Raw genomic sequence first — 15,867 nt, forward strand, 5'->3', positions numbered from 1 at the left:
GCAGTGGGTATGGCTGTGTTCGTTCAGACGCGCGTTTCGAGTTCGCGCTTCAGGTCCAGTGCGACATCGACGATCATGTCCTCCTGCCCGCCCACCATGCGGCGACGGCCAAGCTCGACGAGAATGTCGACAGTCTTCAGGCCGTACTTCTCCGCCGCGACTTCCGAATGGCGCAGGAAGCTCGAATAGACCCCCGCGTAACCAAGCGCCAGCGTCTCGCGATCCACGCGAACCGCGCGATCCTGCAACGGCCGCACGAGATCGTCTGCGGCGTCGAGCAGCGTGTAGAGATCGGTGCCATGATTCCAGCCGAGGCGCTCGGCTGCCGCGATGAAGACTTCAAGCGGCGCGTTGCCCGCTCCCGCGCCCATGCCCGCCAAGCTCGCGTCGATGCGGTCGCACCCTTCCTCCACCGCGACAATCGAATTTGCGACGCCGAGGCTCAGGTTGTGATGCGCGTGCATGCCCGTTTGCGTGGCGGGATCGAGCACGTCCTTGAATGCGCGAAAGCGTGCGCGGATGTCGTTCATGTTCATTGCGCCGCCCGAGTCGACCACATAGATGCACGTCGCGCCGTAGGTCTCCATCTTCTTCGCTTCAGCGGCGAGCTTCTCGGGCGTCGTCATGTGGCTCATCATCAGGAAGCCGACGGTGTCCATGCCGAGTTCGCGCGCGTATTCGATATGCTGCTTCGAGATGTCGGCTTCGGTGCAATGGGTCGCGACGCGCACGACGCGCGCGCCCGCGTCGTAAGCCGCCTTGAGATCGTGAATGGTGCCAATGCCCGGCAAAAGCAGCGTCGCAATTTTTGCGTGGCTCACGACATCCGCCGCTGCTTCGATCCATTCGAGATCGCTGTGCGCGCCGAAGCCATAGTTGAAGCTGGAGCCTTGCAGACCGTCGCCGTGCGCGACCTCGATGCTGTCGACTTTCGCCCGGTCCAGTGCGCGGGCGATGTCCTGCACGTTCGCGATCGAATACTGATGACGGATCGCGTGCATGCCGTCGCGCAGCGTGACGTCCGAGATGTAGAGTTTCTTGCTCATGTTGATGCTCCCTTATGCGTTCGCGAGAGATTGCGCCATGCGTTCCGCAGTGGCGAGCGCGGCCGATGTCATGATGTCGAGATTGCCGGCGTACGCTGGCAGATAGTGCGCAGCGCCTTCCACTTCGACGAACACGGAAGTTTTCAAGCCGCTAAAGCGGCCAAGGCCCGGAAGGTTGAGTGGCGCATCGGCGGTGATCTCGTCGAACTGCACCTTCTGCTTGAGGCGATAGCCCGGCACGTAGGCCTGCACTGCTGCGGCCATGGCCTCAATCGATGCCTCGATCTTCGCGCGGTCCGCGAGTTCGGAGAGAACATAGACGGTGTCGCGCATCATGAGCGGCGGCTCGGCCGGGTTGAGCACGATGATGGCCTTGCCCTTCGCCGCACCGCCCACGGCTTCGATCGCCTTGGAGGTGGTCTCGGTGAACTCGTCGATGTTGGCGCGCGTGCCCGGCCCCGCAGACTTGCTGCTGATCGACGCGACGATTTCCGCGTAGTGCACTTTCGCCACGCGCGACACGGCCGCTACCATCGGAATGGTCGCCTGGCCGCCGCAGGTCACCATGTTGACGTTGCGGCTCTCGATATGCGCCTCGAGGTTGACGACCGGCACGCAGTACGGGCCGATGGCCGCAGGCGTGAGGTCGATCAAACGGATGCCGGGCTTGAGCGCGCGCAGGAACGCGTCGTTCTTTACGTGAGCGCCCGCGGAGGTCGCATCGAAGACGAATTCGATCTCGTCGAATACGGGCAGGCGCGCGAGTCCCTGGACGCCTTCGTGGGTCGTCGCGACGCCGAGGCGCGTGGCGCGTGCGAGGCCGTCGGATGCCGCGTCGATGCCCACCATCGCGGCGACTTCCAGATGCTTGCTGTGGCGCATGATCTTGATCATCAGATCGGTGCCGATGTTGCCGGAGCCGATGATCGCGGCCTTGAGTTTGTCGGTGGTCATGGAGGTTCCTAGTCGGTGAAAGTGGCGCGGACGCTGCCCAGTCCGTCGATTTGCGCGGTGAACGTGCCGGGTCCGGTGACAGCCACCATCGGGCCGAGCGCACCCGTCAGCACGATGTCGCCGGCACGAAGCGGCGTGCCGAGTTGCGCCATGCGATCGGCGAGCCACACGGCTGCGTTGAGGGGATTGCCGAGGCATGCCGAGCCGTTGCCGCGAGAAAGCACCTCGCCGTCCTGCGAGAGCGTCATCGCGCAGGCTGCGAGATCGAGTTCCGCGAGCGGCACGGGACGGCTACCGAGCACGAACATTGCGCTCGATGCGTTGTCGGCGACCGTGTCCACGAAACGGATGTCCCAGTCCCGGATCCTGCTGTCGACCACTTCGATCGCGGCAAGCGCGTAAGCGATCGCGTCGATCAGGTCGGCGAACGTGTGCTTCTCCAGCACGAGGTCGCGCTGCAGCACGAGCGCGATCTCCGCTTCGACCTTCGGCTGGATCAGGCGCGGGAGCGGCATCGGGGCGTTGTCGCCGTAGGCCATCGATGCGAAGAGCGTGCCGAAGTCCGGCTGGTCCACGCCAAGCTGGCGTTGCACCGCGACCGACGTGAGACCGATCTTGCGGCCGACCACGCGCTCGCCCTCGGCGCATCGCGCACCGACGCGGGCGTGCTGCACGGCATACGCGAGCGTGGCATCGCCGGTGGGAATCTCGTCGCGTACGGGTGCGACGGGTTGTCTTGCGTATTCGGCATCGCGAAGGCGCGCGGCCAGTGCAAGCACGGTTTGCTCATTGGACATGAAAGTCTCCTTGGGTCTCGGGTTGTGCATGCATCGCGCCGAAGCCCGCAATCCATTCGGGAATAGGCCGGTAGTAATCGAGCGACGCCCGATAAGAGCCGTACGCGGCAAGCGCGCCAAACGCGGCGATCCAGGTGCGAATCTCGTGAGCGGACTTGCCGCCGTCGCGGGTGATCGCCGAGTTGGTCATGCCATCGACGGCGGTGATGTCGCCGGCGGCGAGCAGATCCAGAAATGCGCGGTCCCAATCAGGATTGAGTGGATGCAGATGGCTGTCGCCAGCGGTAAAAGACTTCGCCGCCGCCACCGTGCGCGCCTGCCGCGCCTCGCGCGATTCGGCAGACGGATTGCGCCCGGCGATCAGCCGCTCGGCGACCTCGGCGTTCGCACCGGCGATCTCCGGCACGGGAGGTTCGTGCGAGATGCCACCGGAACCGATCACGAGCACACGCTTGGCAGTGCGCGAGAGAAAGCGGCCGATCGCATCGCCGAGCAGGCGCGAGCGGCGGGACGATGCCATCGGCGATGCCACCGAATTGATGAACACCGGCACGACCGGGTAGCGATCAAGACCGCCGGTCAGCACGTCCAGGGCTTGCGCGCAACCGTGATCCACCTGCATGCGGTACGACACGGACACATCGACTTCGCTCGCAAGCACGGCCTCCGCGAGCGCGAGCGCGGTCTGCTCAGGCACGTTGAGCGGGCCGGCAAGACTGTTGAAGTCGCCGATGGCCGTCGCCGCAATACCGATGCAGAACTGCGGCATCACGTCGTAGAAGAATCCGTTGTAGTGGTCGGGTGCGAATGCGATGACCAACTCGGGTTCGAAGGCTTCGACGCGCGCACGCGCTTCGTGCTGCACGCGTTCCACTTCCGCCACAATCTCGGGCGCGGGATCGTGGTAACCGTGCAACGGGGTATGAGACAGGCATTCGAGAAGGATCGGCATATCAGGCTCCTGCTTCGATCGCGACGGCCGCTTCGCATGCAACGTCAACGGGATGCATGCTTGGCGAAGCGAGCGTTTGCGGACCCAGCTTGCCGGCGAGTTTCTCGATGCCTGATGACACTTGCTGAGGCGAGCACGTGCCCGCGACAAAGCGGTCCGGGCGCAGCAGCACGACCGATTCCGGCACGCGCGTAAACCAGTCCTTCAGCCGGCCGCTCACGTCGCCGATGGCGATCACGCCTGCGGGCACGTCATCGCGATAGATCAACTGCGTATCGGGCTTGGCTATCACGAAGCATCCGCCGATTCGCTTCCACGTTTCGCGTGCCTCCGGCGTCAGTCCGAAGGTCGGGTCCGAACCCCATCCGATGATCGCGAAGCGGTTGCCGATTACATCGTCGAGGCGCAAGTCGGCGCCATCGATTGAACGCACGCGCGGCTGGATGAACATACGGCCTACGGGTGACTGGGCCGCGGATTCGCGCCCGTGCACGAGACGTCCGAGCAACGACTCCCGTTTCTCGCTCATCAGCCCGAGCATCCGGCCAAGCGCCGTATGACCGGAACGTTCGAGCAGGCGCGCGAGGAAGCCGTCGCGCTGCTCGCGTTCGGGCGACAGCACCACGCCCGATTCATAACGCGGCATCGGCTTGAAACGCATCTCGACGAAATAGCGCTTGAGCGAAGGAACCATGCCGAGCGACCGGACGAAGCCGTCACGGCATTTCGTGCCGAGCCTGCTCGTCGGCGCGAAGATGTCGCCTGCCACCTCCGACAAGTGGATCATCGAACGCGCGTGCGCGCGCCGCTCCGTCGTGTACGTATCGAGCAGGCTGTCGCCGGCCAGACCCTTGACCACCATCGCCAGCTTCCAGCCGAGATTGTTCGCGTCGCGGATACCGCTGTTGTAGCCTTGTCCCTGCCACACCGGCATGATGTGTGCGGCATCGCCCGCGAGCAGCACGCGCTTCACGCGGAACGTGCTGGCAAGACGCGCGTTGTGCGTGTATACGCGCTTCCTGATGTAATCGACCTTGTCCGGATCGGCGACCACCTTGCGGATCAGCGCCGCCATGTTCTCCGGCTTCGAGAGTTCTTCTTCCGTTTCCCCCGGCATGACCATGAATTCGAAGCGCCGGATGCCGTGCGGCAACGCCGCCGACACATAGGGCCGCGCCGGGTCGCAATGCATGTAGACATGCGGTGAGCCGATTGGATCGTTGCGCACGTCGACGACAATCCACTGGTTCGGCTTGGTGCGCCCTTCGAACGGTACGTCGAGCACGCGGCGCACAAAGCTGTTGCCGCCGTCCGCGCCGACCATGTAGGCAGCGCGGATCGACTTGATAGCGCCGCTCGCATCCTGCGCGTCGATCGTCACGCCGGTGTCATCCTGTGCAAAGCCCGATACGGTATGTCCGAACAGCACCTGTACGTGCGGGAAGCGTTGCAGCCCCTGAAACAGGATGCGGTCGGCAAGCGGCTGAATGAACGCGTTGCGGCGCGACCAGCCGAATTCGTCAGTGCGTGGCTCGATTGAGGCGAAGCAGCGGCCCGTGCGCGTGACGAAGCGCATCCAGTGGTCCGGCGTCGTATGGGGCAGCAGTTCCTCCGCAAGACCGACCGACTGGAACACACGCAAGGCTTCATCGTCGAGGCCGATAGCGCGCGGGTAGTCGATGATCTGGTCGAGCTTTTCGATCAGCACGACGCGTACACCCTGCAGTCCCAGATAGTTGGCGATCATCAAGCCGACCGGTCCAGCGCCGATGATGGCGATGTCGGTTGACACAATCTCGGGGCGGCCGCTGACGGTCGCCGTGTCGATGGCGGGATGCATGTCTGTCTCCTAAGTTCGCAACCGGATGGGGTCCGTGGTCGCGTCCGATACTGTTTTGGTTCAGTCCAAGTCCGGAGCGCATGCGTGACATGCGTCACGCGTCTCCTTGAATAGTTGGTTTTAATGCAGTCTATGGAGCACGCCTGAACCGCTCAACAAAATTTGGAAAATGTGCATAGAATGCACATGACTGATTTAAAAGGATATTTCTGCGTGACGAAGTACACGAACGTTCGGGGGCTGGCGCGCGGCCTGCAGGTCCTGCGTGCACTGAATGCCATGGAGAGCGGCCGCGCCACCAGTCAGCAGCTCAGCGACGCAATTGGCTTGCACCGCACGACGGTGCGTCGTTTGCTGGAGACGTTGGTGGAAGAAGGGTTCGTTCGGCGTAGTGGGTCGGACGACAGCTTTCGCCTGACGCTCGACGTCCGTTCACTAAGCGAAGGCTTCACGGACGACGAACGCATCGCGACCATCGCACCGCCGATCATGGGTCGGTTGCTGCAGCGAGTCGCGTGGCCATCCGACCTGACGACGCCCGACGGCGACGCCATGATCATCCGCGAGACGACTCACCGGTTCAGTCAGCTATCGTTTCATCGGTCGATGGTCGGCCGGCGCTTGCCCATTCTGCTGACGGCTTCCGGCCGAGCCTATTTCGCGCTGTGCCCCGACGGCGAGCGAGAGGACATTCTCGATTTACTGCGTTCGGGTGCCGGCGGCGATGAACAAAAGGCGCTGGCCTCCAGCGATGCGCTCGTTCGCAATCTCGTTCGACGCGTGCGCGCTGATGGATTCGGTTCGAATCACGGGGATTGGACGGCTCAGAGCAAGATCGGCGCCGTTGCGGTTCCAATCGTGTCGTGCGAGCGCGTGCTCGCGAGCCTGAACGTGGTCTTTCTGTCGCGCGCAGTAACGCTTGCGGAAGCGAAGCGCCGGTATGTGCCCGAACTCAAACGGGCCGCGGACGAGATGGTGACGGCACTCGAAGCCGAGGAAGATGCATCCCGGTCCGGGAAAAAAACTTCGTGAGATAAGCGCGTTGGATGGCTACTTCGGGAGGCATTGCGGCCGTCGGTGGACGGTCGCGGAACGTCCGAAAGCGGCCGACCTCTCCCTGACGCGGTCGGCTCAGTACGACCCCGGAAGGGCCTGTCAGCATTCTCGAAAGGCGACGTTCGCAGCAAGCAGAGGCGGAATCCGGAACCGCCTCGCCTTCAGTCGGATAATCTACTGTGTAACGGTGACTAGTGCATGAGCCATTGAGTTGCAGGCGACTCGCCAAAGGAGCGCAGGAATCTTTTCACGCAAAGCGCACGCGGCGCGTGCCTTCTCGAAGCGAACGCAGGAGGGTTTGTGTTCACGTACTGGCAAGCGCGAGCGTGAATTCATTGGATGCTCGACACGCGTGTTGCGCCCTGCGGTCAAACCGCGTGTCCTTACTTGCCGTCGACGTCGAAATTGAAGTACGTCTTCCCGCGCGTAACGCGGCCGTCCGCGTTGCGCCGAGTCGAGTTCATTCAGCCGTAACGCGCTTGCCGCGTGGATCATCGACGGCGCACCCCCAATAGACCTGACGCCTCTTTTGGTCAGCAGATTTGGCACCGGGCCATGGCCAGACGACGAGTTGAAGAAGCAGGCATCGTGGCAGTACCGTCATTTCTACGGCGCGAGATAACCCCGTCATCGACGTATTCCCCAGCGCCGTTTCGCAGGCGAGCGATTGTATGAGCTCGAGCCGGATGGCCATTCCAGGCGACGACGCGACTGACATGATCCGCGCACGAAGGTCCGCGATCTGGCGCGGAGCCGACGTTCGAACGTCCGGGGTAAGGCGTGTGCCAACGTCCGTAGCTGGCCCGGTTTCTGCCTGATGCGGAACCAGCCGGAAGCGAACGTCATCGGCGAGACCAGGCAGCAACGAACGTCGAAAGCTCGCGATATTGCCGATTGCCAGGTCTGTAAGCGGCGCAGTCCCCCTGCCGCACAATCGGCGATGATGGTTAAGTATCGGCTTTGAGACCTGCAACTCCCACAACCTTCACAACGACTACTGCCCCGACATCGAAGCGCGACATCGGTCTGCTCCTGTTGAAACGTGTCGCGCGGTGTACACGTCGACGTCTGTCATGTCTGTCGTGTCGAAACTTCGCTGACTTTAATTGTGTAAAGTCAACTTCGCGGCGTCTTTCCGTTCGTGCGGCGTTTCCGACTGCGGCCGGCTCGCCCTAGGCGATGAGATGCTTTCGCAGCCACGTCGAGCGCAAAGCCATCAAAAGCCACGATCACGGGCCTGCACACTAGCCGTCGGCGTCAGTGCGCGAAGAGTTGCACTTTTAGACGTCCGTCGTCGAGGTTTGAAGCGCTCAGCGCCGCTCAGGCGCCCATGACTTCCGGGGGATGTTTTTTCACATAACGCCCAGGCGCAGGCTCGATCGGCTTGTACTTCGCGTTGCCCGGCTTCTTCGGCGCTGCGACCTGCTTGCCCGCATGCGCCTGCAGCCAGTTGTTCCAGTGTGTCCACCAGCTTCCGGGCTGCGATTTCGCCGACTCCAGCCACGCCTGCGGATCGTCGCCGAGCGTGCCGTCGCTCCAGTAGCTGCGCTTGTTCTTCGACGCCGGATTGATCACGCCCGCGATATGGCCGCTCGCGCCGAGCACGAATTGCGTGTCGCCGCCGACGAGTTGCGTCGATTGATAAGCGCCCTTCCACGGCACGATGTGATCTTCCTGCGTGCCGAAGATATAGCTCGGCATGTCGATCTTGCCAAGGTCGACCGGCGTGCCGCACATCGAAAGCCGGCCCACCTTGCAGAGGTTGTTCTCCAGATACATGTTGCGCAGATACCAGGCGTACATCGGCCCGGGCAAGTTGGTGCCGTCGGCGTTCCAGTAGAGCAGGTCGAACGCCTGCGGTGCGCCGCCCTTGAGATAGTTGTTCACCACATACGGCCAGATCAGGTCGTTCGCGCGCAGCGTCTGGAATACGAAACCGAGTTCGCCGCCGGAATAGATGCCGCCCTGCCCGATCGTCTGTTCGCGCTGCGACACGCCCTGCTCGTCGATGAACACGCCGAGATCACCGGGATCGCTGAAGTCGAGCATCGTGGTGAGCAGGGTCAAGCTCGCCACCGATTCATCGCCGCGCGCGCGCAGCACCGCGAGCGCCGACGACAGGATCGTGCCGCCCACGCACCAGCCGACCGCGTTGATTTTGTCTGCACCGCTGATCGTGCGGCCGACTTCGATCGCCTTGATCGCGCCGTTTTCCACATAGTCGTCCCATGTGATATGGCCGAGTTCCGCATCGGGGTTGCGCCATGACACGAGGAACACGGTCAGCCCCTGCTCGGCCGCGTAGCGCACGAACGAGTTCTCGGGCTGCAGATCGAGGATGTAGAACTTGTTGATGCAGGGCGGCACAATCACAAGCGGCCGCTCGGCGACTTTATCCGTGAGCGGCGCATACTGGATCAACTGGAAAAGCTCGTTCTCGAAGACCACAGATCCCTTCGATACCGCCACATTGCGCCCAACTTCGAACGCGCTTTCATCGGTGATGGAGATGCGTCCGCGCTTCAGGTCTCCGAGCAGGTTCGCAAAGCCCGCGCGCATGCTTTCGCCCTGCGTCTCGATCGCGGTCTTCATCGCTTCGGGATTGGTCGCGGCGAAGTTGGCGGGGCTCATCGAATCGATGAACTGGCGGGCGTAGAAACGCAGCTTGTGCTTGTCATTCTCGCCGACGCCCGCAGCCTCGACCATGTCGTTGAGCAGACGCGAGTTGAGCAGGTAAGTCTGCTTGAGCACGCTGTACCACGGATTCTCGCGCCAGGCATCGGCACTGAAGCGGCGGTCGCCGCGTTCGGGTTCGACGGCGGGCGTGGGCTTTTGCCCCATCGCGCTCGTCACCATGCCCATGTACAGCGCCATCTGCTGCTGCCAGTAATGCGCCTGTGCTTCTGCCAGTGCGAGCGCCGGCATCCTGGCGGGGGTCGAAGGCACTTCGCCGATCTTGCTAGCTACGCCGGTGTAGGCTTGCAGCAGCGTCTGCCCCGATTTAAAGAAGCCTTGGACGAACTCGTCCGGCATGTTGAATGGTGCGGCCATGCTGCCTCCTGAGAGTGATGATTAAACGTTGCTGCCCGTCCCGCGATGACAACGTACCAGTCGCGCGACGGGCCAAGGCGCGCCGGCTATTTGCGCTGCAGCATCTGCTTGATCTCTTCCGCATGTTCATTCGCGCGTTTGGTGAGGCTCGCCGTTGCCGCCAGTTGCGACTTGCGCGCGATTTCTGCCAGATCCTTTACATCTTCGACTGCCTTCAGCCACGCATTACGCGCCACCTCAGCGTGTTTGCCCGGGTCCGCCGCGCCCGCACTGGTGGCTGCCTGAATGTCCTGCATCGCCTGGGTCAACATCTCGGTCTGCTTGCGGGCAAACGCCTGCATCGCGTCGTAAGCGGACTTGTTCGCTTCCACGATCGCCTCAATGTCCTTCTTGCGCGACGCGACCAACGCGGACATATCGACGCCCGGCACCTTGAACTGTTCGAGCATCTTCGTCAGATCACCAAAGGGATTTGTTTGATCAGCCATGACTGTCTTCTCCTGGATTGTTCGGTAAGCTACGTATGGAGTTAGTTACCTACACTCACTCCGGGCGGGCACTCCCTGACGTGGGATCACGAGCGCATCGTCATCGATTGCCATCTTTTTTGCACTGCGCATACGGTCGTCGACACGCTGCCCGCTTTTGCGAATCAGTTCCTTCAGTGTCACCAAGGTGTGCATAGCATCGCCCCGTCGAACCTAGCGCTCTAGATATCGACGCAAACCTCCAAGGCGTACGGACCCCAGTATCCAGAGATGGTCATACCGCCATCAAGATAAGAATACCTATTGTGAGCCCTTCGTTGGGATCGTAAATGGTCGCTGCCGGGTAGGCGCGACCGCCTCTTGTCGCCCCTCTTCGGCCAGTGGGACTAGCCAGGTCTCAACGGCGCTTCCAGAGGTCAGGCGGTCGTTCGCGCTGACGCTACGGCGGGAAAGTGTCGGCCAAACCCGCCGGACGCGTGAGCTCGACCAGCTCCTCGTACACGGGGCGGACTACAGCTTCATGTAATAGCGGCCCTTCCCGCTGCTCACTATCATCGGGGCAAGATCGGCTTCTGAAGCAAACCCCAGTTCGGTGAGCGTTCAATGCTCCGGCCTGTTCGCGCGCTGTTGCCCGCGCATCGCGCGGCCGACACACGGCGGAGCCGGTTCGTGCCGCTTTCACGGACACGTCCGGTCGATTCCCTCGTTCGCAGTCGACGCGCCGGGACATGTGTCGCCACGCTGTTTACGCACGTTGATGCCGTCTGCTTCGAAGCTTCTTAAATGCGCGGCGCTCGCGTTCGATCATGCCGGACGCAGGCTCGCGCACGGTCGCCTGACGGCAGCCGCGGTGCAGGTAACCGTCCGCGGCGTGCCGACCAAAGCTGCTATCCCCAGGGCTTTTTCTCTCCCTATTACCTCACATCTCGGAGACGTACATGGGCATGAAAGTTGCAGAAATCATTGTCGAAGTTCTCGAACAGGCGGGAGTCAAGCGTTGCTACGGCATCGTGGGCGACACGTTAAATCTGTTTGCTGAGAACCTGGAGCGCAGCTCCATCGATTGGGTCAGCGTTCGCCACGAAGAAGCGGGTGCCTTTGCGGCGGGCACGGAGGCGCTGTACACGAACAACCTGACGGCATGTGCGGGTAGCTGCGGTCCAGGCAGCTTGCATTTCATCAACGGATTGTATGAAGCCAATCGCAATCGCGCTCCTGTCGTCCTGATCGCAAGTCAGGTGGCGATGAGGGAGATGGGGTTTGAGTTCATCCAGGAGGTGGACTTCAAGTCGATCTTCAAGGAATGCTCGGTATTCTGCGAAATGATCCTGACGCCCGAACAGGCCAGGAAAAAAGCGGTGATGGCTTGCCAGGCCGCCTTGGCCAGGCGAGGCGTCGCAGTGCTGATCGTGCCGGTCGACGTGTCGCATGGCGAAGTGAAAGAAGATTTTCCTTATCGTGTTCATCATAGTCGCCCGATCATCCGGCCGAGCGATGCGGAGATCGACGAGATCGCGCGAACTCTCAACGCCGGCAAAAAGATCGCAATTTATGCGGGGTCCGGCTGCGAGGGGGCACTCGACGAAATCATGGCGGTGGCTGACCGGCTCAAGGCACCAGTCGCCCACACCTCTCGGGGAAAGTGCTTTCTCGAGCCGGACAATCCCTACAACATTGGCATGACGGGCATCCTGGGGAACGAAGCCGGCTACAACGCCCTGCTCGAATGCGACACGCTGTTGCTGCTGGGCGCCGATTTTGCATGGCGTCAGTTCTACCCCGACGAGGCCAGGATTATTCAGATCGATATCGACCCGACGCATTTGGGGCGGCGACATCATGTCACCCTGGGTGCAGTCGGCGACATTCAACCTACGCTGCAGGCGTTGCTGCCGCACCTGGAGCAGAAGGACGACGCTTCGTTCCAGGAGAAATACGTCAAGCGATACGCCGAGACCATGGCATCGGCAAGAAAGCAACTCGTGCCCGGACACAACGACACCATCCCCGGCTCATATCTGGCGTCGGTGATCAACCAATATGCCGCCGACGATGCGCTCTTTTGCGCGGACGATGGCACGCCGGTGGTGTGGGCAATTCGCCTGCTTGAGGTCAATGGCAAACGCCAGATCTTCGGTAGCCTTCTGCACGGCACCATGGCGACCGCCCTCCCGAGTGCATTGGGACTACAAAAGGCGTGTCCCGAGCGTCAGGTGATCGCCATGTGCGGAGACGGTGGCCTTTCCATGCTCTTCGGCGAACTCCTCACCACGATCCAGGAAGACTTGCCGATCAAGATCGTCGTATTCGACAACAGCAAGCTGGGCTTTGTGGAAATCGAACAGAAGTCGGAGGGCATGCTCGACACTTTCACGCGCCTGAAGAATCCGGACTTCGGCAAAGTGGCTGCTGCGATTGGCCTTTGGGGGAAAACGGTTCGAAACGCCTCTGAGCTTCCAACGGCCGTGCAAGAGTGGCTGTCCCAACCCGGCCCCGCGCTTCTTAATGTCGTTGTCAACCCGCTGGAACTGGTCAAACCGCCTTTCTTTGAAGCAAAGCCCGCGATCGGCATGGCGCTGTACTCCGTTCGCGCGATACTCAACGGCCGTGGGGCGGATGTGCTGGAAATGGTGCGGGAAAACTTCGTTTGAACTGGCGCGATTTGCCTACGGAAAGTAAGCGTTGCGCCGACGCTGTCTTGACGGCGGGGCTGCTTTCCGCCCTGCCAATTTGATCCCATGCGTGGGGGAGTTGAGTTGCCACCCGGCAAATGCATGGATTAAAACGACTTCCCCGCGACCACCCTGATACGCGAAGGAATCCAGAATGACAATTGAAAAAGTCTTATACCGTGCGCATGCGCACGTCACCGGCGGGCGCGACGGACGTGCGACGGATCCCGCGAGCAACCTTGATCTCAAACTAACCATACCGAAGGAACTCGGCGGCGGAGGCGGCGACGGCACGAACCCCGAACAACTCTTCGCTGCGGGGTATAGCGCGTGCTTCATCGGTGCGCTGAAGACCGTCAGCTCTCGCGACAAGATCGCCTTGCCGAAGGATGTGGCCATCGCCGGAAGTGTTGGGATCGGACGGATCCCCAATGGGTTCGGCATTGAAGTCGAACTGAAAATCTCGCTGCCGGGCATGGACCGATCGCAGGCGCAAGCTCTGATCGACAAGGCGCATGTCGTCTGTCCTTACTCGAACGCGACGCGCAACAACATCGACGTCAAGCTAACGCTGGTCTGATCCGCGCGTCATCACACGCTGTTCAAGTGCAAGCAGCGGATGCAGTGTCGCCCGAAGCTGCGCATATCCGCCGCAATCCTTCTGTTTGCTGGCCTTTTGCAGGGATTGGCGGCGCAATGGTCGCGTTTCTCCCAAGTGGTTTGGTAACTAATATTGCCGGCTCCGGCGGCGTCCAGTCGGCAATACGACTCAATGCAGTTGCCCGAGCAGTGGAGTTTGCAATGGCCGGTTCGAAGGCGTTAGCGGACCATCAAACCGCATGCTCAACGTGGTGACGAACGGCCGCAACTGGCCGAAACCGAAAGTCACCGTCGATTCAACACGTCACATCGCACGTGGCCGAGCAACGACAAAAAAAGTACACGATCGCGCGATCGTTCGACGTTTTTTGGTCGCCCATGAGCCCGCGTGGCTTATCTCTGCGCCAGAAAATGAGCGCAAACCTGGGCGGATGTCACACAGGGTCGGCGAGCGGTAGTCAACATCCAGTTATCGAGGAACAGCGGCACCCGTGACCGCTACGTGTCGAGCTTGAATGCCGCGAGAACACCCGGGCCCAGTTGAGCCGCAGCACCCGCGATCGCGAGACGATCCCAGTCACACCGAGTTCCGTCTGCCCTCAGCCAGATCCGCGAAGATTCGACGAGGTGATCAGTACGCAGCCATCCACTGCTTCGTGCCATCGCGACGAGCTTGGCGATGACGAAGATAGCCTCGCGACCCGGCGCACAGGTGGCACTGCAACATAAAAAGAGAATTATTAGGGTATTCCCTTAGTCAATTACTCGGATGCCCGCTATGAAAACCATCGCTCAAACCTCAGTTATTGCCTCTTTTGGTTCGTGGCTGCGCAACGCAACGGTGGTCGCGCGTCGAGAATGGAATCGGGCGTTGGAACTGCACCTCCAGAACTGCGAGATCGTCGTCGAAGCTTATCGTCGCAAGTAATCAGCGATCTGTTTCGCCTATCTTCGACAATCAAGATCCGGCGCTCACGGCAAATACGGGACGTTATTCGCCATCGGTAACAATACCGGCAGGGGGCGCCGAACCGGCGTCGATCGCGCGCAACGCCACCGCCACGGCGGACAGATCGTTCTTTGGAAAGTAGTAGATCGACTGCGCAGCCGTTGCGCCGACCATCGCCACCGAGGGCGAGACGTTGCAGCGGCCGCCGCCGTTCGCTTCCATCTCGGCCTTGAACGACTGCAGCAGACCCGTGTTCTTATCCACCGCGATGCGGTAGTTCATTCTGAATGCGTGGCGTTTCAGCGAGGTCTGGAACTGTTCGTAGCGGGAGGTGTTCGGACCACGGGCGCCTGCGCCCGGGCATACCGGCGACGTGCGGCCATACCGGCTCTGCCGCAGTCGATCTGATTGACCTTGAACTACCGTGAGTTGCCCTTTTCCCTGCCCTACAGAGGGCAAGGGCCGCGATTGTCGCGCCGATTAAACGCAGGGTGCGTCAATTCTTGTCCACTATCTCGCGAATAACGGCTCGCATATGAAAGGCTATTGCGGCGTTTCATATACCGCGCTACGCGCGCAGGATGACGATGCCCAACGCCTCGAACGGTGCGGCGAGCGCCTCTGGGGTGTTACGTTCAACGACGAGCGTGCTCGCCGCCGTCACGTCCGCGATCCTGTATGCCGAGGCCGCATTGAGTTTTTCCGCCGACGCTAGCACCACGGTTTCCGCCGCGCGCTCAGCGAACGCGCGCTTCATGTAGGCCTCCTCCATATCGCCGGTGCTCAGGCCGGCTTGCGGATGCACGCCGGTCACGCCCATGAAATACAGATCGGCGCGAATGTGACTGAGTGCTTCGATCGCCGCTGCGCCGACGTTCACCATGGAATGCCTGAACAGGCGCCCGCCGATCATGATCACCTCGAGTTCCGTATGCCCCGCAAGTTCGACGACGACGCTCGGACTATGCGTGACGATCGTCGCCCGCAGATCGCGCGGCAGATGGCGCGCCAGTTGCACCGCGGTCGTGCCGCCGTCGACGAATACGATCTGACCAGGCGCGATCAAGCCCGCCGCCGCACGGCCGACCGCCACTTTCGACACCGATTCGATGCGCTCGCGCCCCGCAAAATCCACTGCCGCCGGCGACGACGGCAAGGCGCCGCCATGCACGCGCTGAAGCTGGCCTTCTGCGGCCAGTTCGCGCAGATCCCGGCGAATGGTGTCCTCCGACACCTCGAATTCGACGCTCAAAGTCCTGGCGATCACCTGCCCGTCACGTTCGAGTGCTTCGAGGATCAGCTGTTTTCTTTGCGAGGTGAGCACGGTCAAGGTCCCTGATGCGGCTTCACGATTGATTTAGCCGATTGCACGAAATTACTTGTTTTTGCACGATACTGCACGATACCATGAATCAAACGCGAGTCGGACCGCCTTTTTCAGTTTTAGCCACAGGACGCGAGC

General features: G+C 61.6%; 12 protein-coding genes and 1 pseudogene. 4 read left to right on the plus strand and 9 right to left on the minus strand.

Going from position 1 to position 15,867, the window contains the following annotated elements; translation table 11 throughout:
* Positions 1 to 23: 23 nt before the first annotated feature.
* The 5 genes from dmpG to PQR27_RS27520 are packed head-to-tail and all read right to left on the minus strand — an operon-like array spanning position 24 to position 5,589.
* Positions 24 to 1,046 (minus strand): 4-hydroxy-2-oxovalerate aldolase, encoded by a 1,023-nt coding sequence (dmpG, locus tag PQR27_RS27500; protein ID WP_408526753.1) that lies wholly within the window; start codon positions 1,044 to 1,046, stop codon positions 24 to 26.
* A gap of 12 nt (positions 1,047 to 1,058) precedes the next feature.
* On the minus strand, positions 1,059 to 2,000 hold the full coding sequence (locus tag PQR27_RS27505; protein ID WP_408526754.1) for an acetaldehyde dehydrogenase (acetylating): 942 nt from the start codon (positions 1,998 to 2,000) through the stop codon (positions 1,059 to 1,061).
* Between the two features lie 8 nt (positions 2,001 to 2,008).
* Entirely contained in the window at positions 2,009 to 2,797 is a 789-nt protein-coding gene (gene mhpD, locus PQR27_RS27510) for a 2-keto-4-pentenoate hydratase (RefSeq protein ID WP_408526755.1), read from the minus strand.
* Positions 2,787 to 3,749, minus strand: coding sequence for a 3-carboxyethylcatechol 2,3-dioxygenase (locus PQR27_RS27515; RefSeq protein ID WP_408526756.1), 963 nt, complete (start codon positions 3,747 to 3,749; stop codon positions 2,787 to 2,789). The genes mhpD and PQR27_RS27515 overlap by 11 nt, the downstream gene beginning before the upstream one ends.
* 1 nt (position 3,750) lies before the next feature.
* Entirely contained in the window at positions 3,751 to 5,589 is a 1,839-nt protein-coding gene (locus tag PQR27_RS27520; protein ID WP_408526757.1) for a bifunctional 3-(3-hydroxy-phenyl)propionate/3-hydroxycinnamic acid hydroxylase, read from the minus strand.
* Positions 5,590 to 5,802: 213 nt separating this feature from the next.
* On the opposite strand from PQR27_RS27520, the gene PQR27_RS27525 reads away from it, so the two are divergent.
* Positions 5,803 to 6,621 (plus strand): DNA-binding transcriptional regulator, encoded by an 819-nt coding sequence (locus PQR27_RS27525; RefSeq protein WP_408528318.1) that lies wholly within the window; start codon positions 5,803 to 5,805, stop codon positions 6,619 to 6,621.
* Positions 6,622 to 7,965: 1,344 nt separating this feature from the next.
* Here PQR27_RS27525 and phaC read toward each other — a convergent pair.
* On the minus strand, positions 7,966 to 9,696 hold the full coding sequence (gene phaC / locus PQR27_RS27530) for a class I poly(R)-hydroxyalkanoic acid synthase (protein WP_408526758.1): 1,731 nt from the start codon (positions 9,694 to 9,696) through the stop codon (positions 7,966 to 7,968).
* A gap of 86 nt (positions 9,697 to 9,782) precedes the next feature.
* On the minus strand, positions 9,783 to 10,184 hold the full coding sequence (locus tag PQR27_RS27535; protein WP_408526759.1) for a phasin family protein: 402 nt from the start codon (positions 10,182 to 10,184) through the stop codon (positions 9,783 to 9,785).
* 938 nt (positions 10,185 to 11,122) lie between these two features.
* Here PQR27_RS27535 and PQR27_RS27540 point away from each other — a divergent pair.
* The 3 genes from PQR27_RS27540 to PQR27_RS27550 all read left to right on the plus strand — a co-directional run bounded on the left by PQR27_RS27540 (position 11,123) and on the right by PQR27_RS27550 (position 14,384).
* Positions 11,123 to 12,835, plus strand: a complete 1,713-nt coding sequence (locus tag PQR27_RS27540; RefSeq protein WP_408526760.1) for a thiamine pyrophosphate-dependent enzyme — start codon at positions 11,123 to 11,125, stop codon at positions 12,833 to 12,835.
* 175 nt (positions 12,836 to 13,010) lie between these two features.
* Complete coding sequence (locus tag PQR27_RS27545) at positions 13,011 to 13,436, plus strand: organic hydroperoxide resistance protein (RefSeq protein WP_408526761.1); 426 nt, start codon at positions 13,011 to 13,013, stop codon at positions 13,434 to 13,436.
* Positions 13,437 to 14,234: 798 nt separating this feature from the next.
* Positions 14,235 to 14,384, plus strand: a complete 150-nt coding sequence (locus PQR27_RS27550) for a hypothetical protein (RefSeq protein WP_408526762.1) — start codon at positions 14,235 to 14,237, stop codon at positions 14,382 to 14,384.
* Positions 14,385 to 14,480: 96 nt separating this feature from the next.
* On the opposite strand, the pseudogene PQR27_RS27555 reads toward PQR27_RS27550, so the two are convergent.
* Together PQR27_RS27555 and PQR27_RS27560 are read right to left on the minus strand one after the other, a co-directional pair.
* Positions 14,481 to 14,735: pseudogene (locus tag PQR27_RS27555) on the minus strand (molybdopterin cofactor-binding domain-containing protein); the annotation flags it as partial.
* A gap of 238 nt (positions 14,736 to 14,973) precedes the next feature.
* Positions 14,974 to 15,729 (minus strand): DeoR/GlpR family DNA-binding transcription regulator, encoded by a 756-nt coding sequence (locus PQR27_RS27560; RefSeq protein WP_408526763.1) that lies wholly within the window; start codon positions 15,727 to 15,729, stop codon positions 14,974 to 14,976.
* Between the last annotated feature and the right edge of the window lie 138 nt (positions 15,730 to 15,867).

Origin of the sequence: Paraburkholderia fungorum, from assembly GCF_046027215.1 — a bacterium.
Taxonomy (GTDB): Bacteria; Pseudomonadota; Gammaproteobacteria; order Burkholderiales; family Burkholderiaceae; genus Paraburkholderia; species Paraburkholderia fungorum_D.

Excerpts from the sequence above, each read along its gene's own strand:
- dmpG (WP_408526753.1), bottom strand. The coding sequence starts at position 1,046 with ATGAGCAAGAAACTCTACATCTCGGACGTCACGCTGCGCGACGGCATG.
- PQR27_RS27505 (WP_408526754.1), bottom strand. The coding sequence starts at position 2,000 with ATGACCACCGACAAACTCAAGGCCGCGATCATCGGCTCCGGCAACATC.
- mhpD (WP_408526755.1), bottom strand. The coding sequence starts at position 2,797 with ATGTCCAATGAGCAAACCGTGCTTGCACTGGCCGCGCGCCTTCGCGAT.
- PQR27_RS27515 (WP_408526756.1), bottom strand. The coding sequence starts at position 3,749 with ATGCCGATCCTTCTCGAATGCCTGTCTCATACCCCGTTGCACGGTTAC.
- PQR27_RS27520 (WP_408526757.1), bottom strand. The coding sequence starts at position 5,589 with ATGCATCCCGCCATCGACACGGCGACCGTCAGCGGCCGCCCCGAGATT.
- phaC (WP_408526758.1), bottom strand. The coding sequence starts at position 9,696 with ATGGCCGCACCATTCAACATGCCGGACGAGTTCGTCCAAGGCTTCTTT.
- PQR27_RS27535 (WP_408526759.1), bottom strand. The coding sequence starts at position 10,184 with ATGGCTGATCAAACAAATCCCTTTGGTGATCTGACGAAGATGCTCGAA.
- PQR27_RS27540 (WP_408526760.1), top strand. The coding sequence starts at position 11,123 with ATGGGCATGAAAGTTGCAGAAATCATTGTCGAAGTTCTCGAACAGGCG.
- PQR27_RS27545 (WP_408526761.1), top strand. The coding sequence starts at position 13,011 with ATGACAATTGAAAAAGTCTTATACCGTGCGCATGCGCACGTCACCGGC.
- PQR27_RS27550 (WP_408526762.1), top strand. The coding sequence starts at position 14,235 with ATGAAAACCATCGCTCAAACCTCAGTTATTGCCTCTTTTGGTTCGTGG.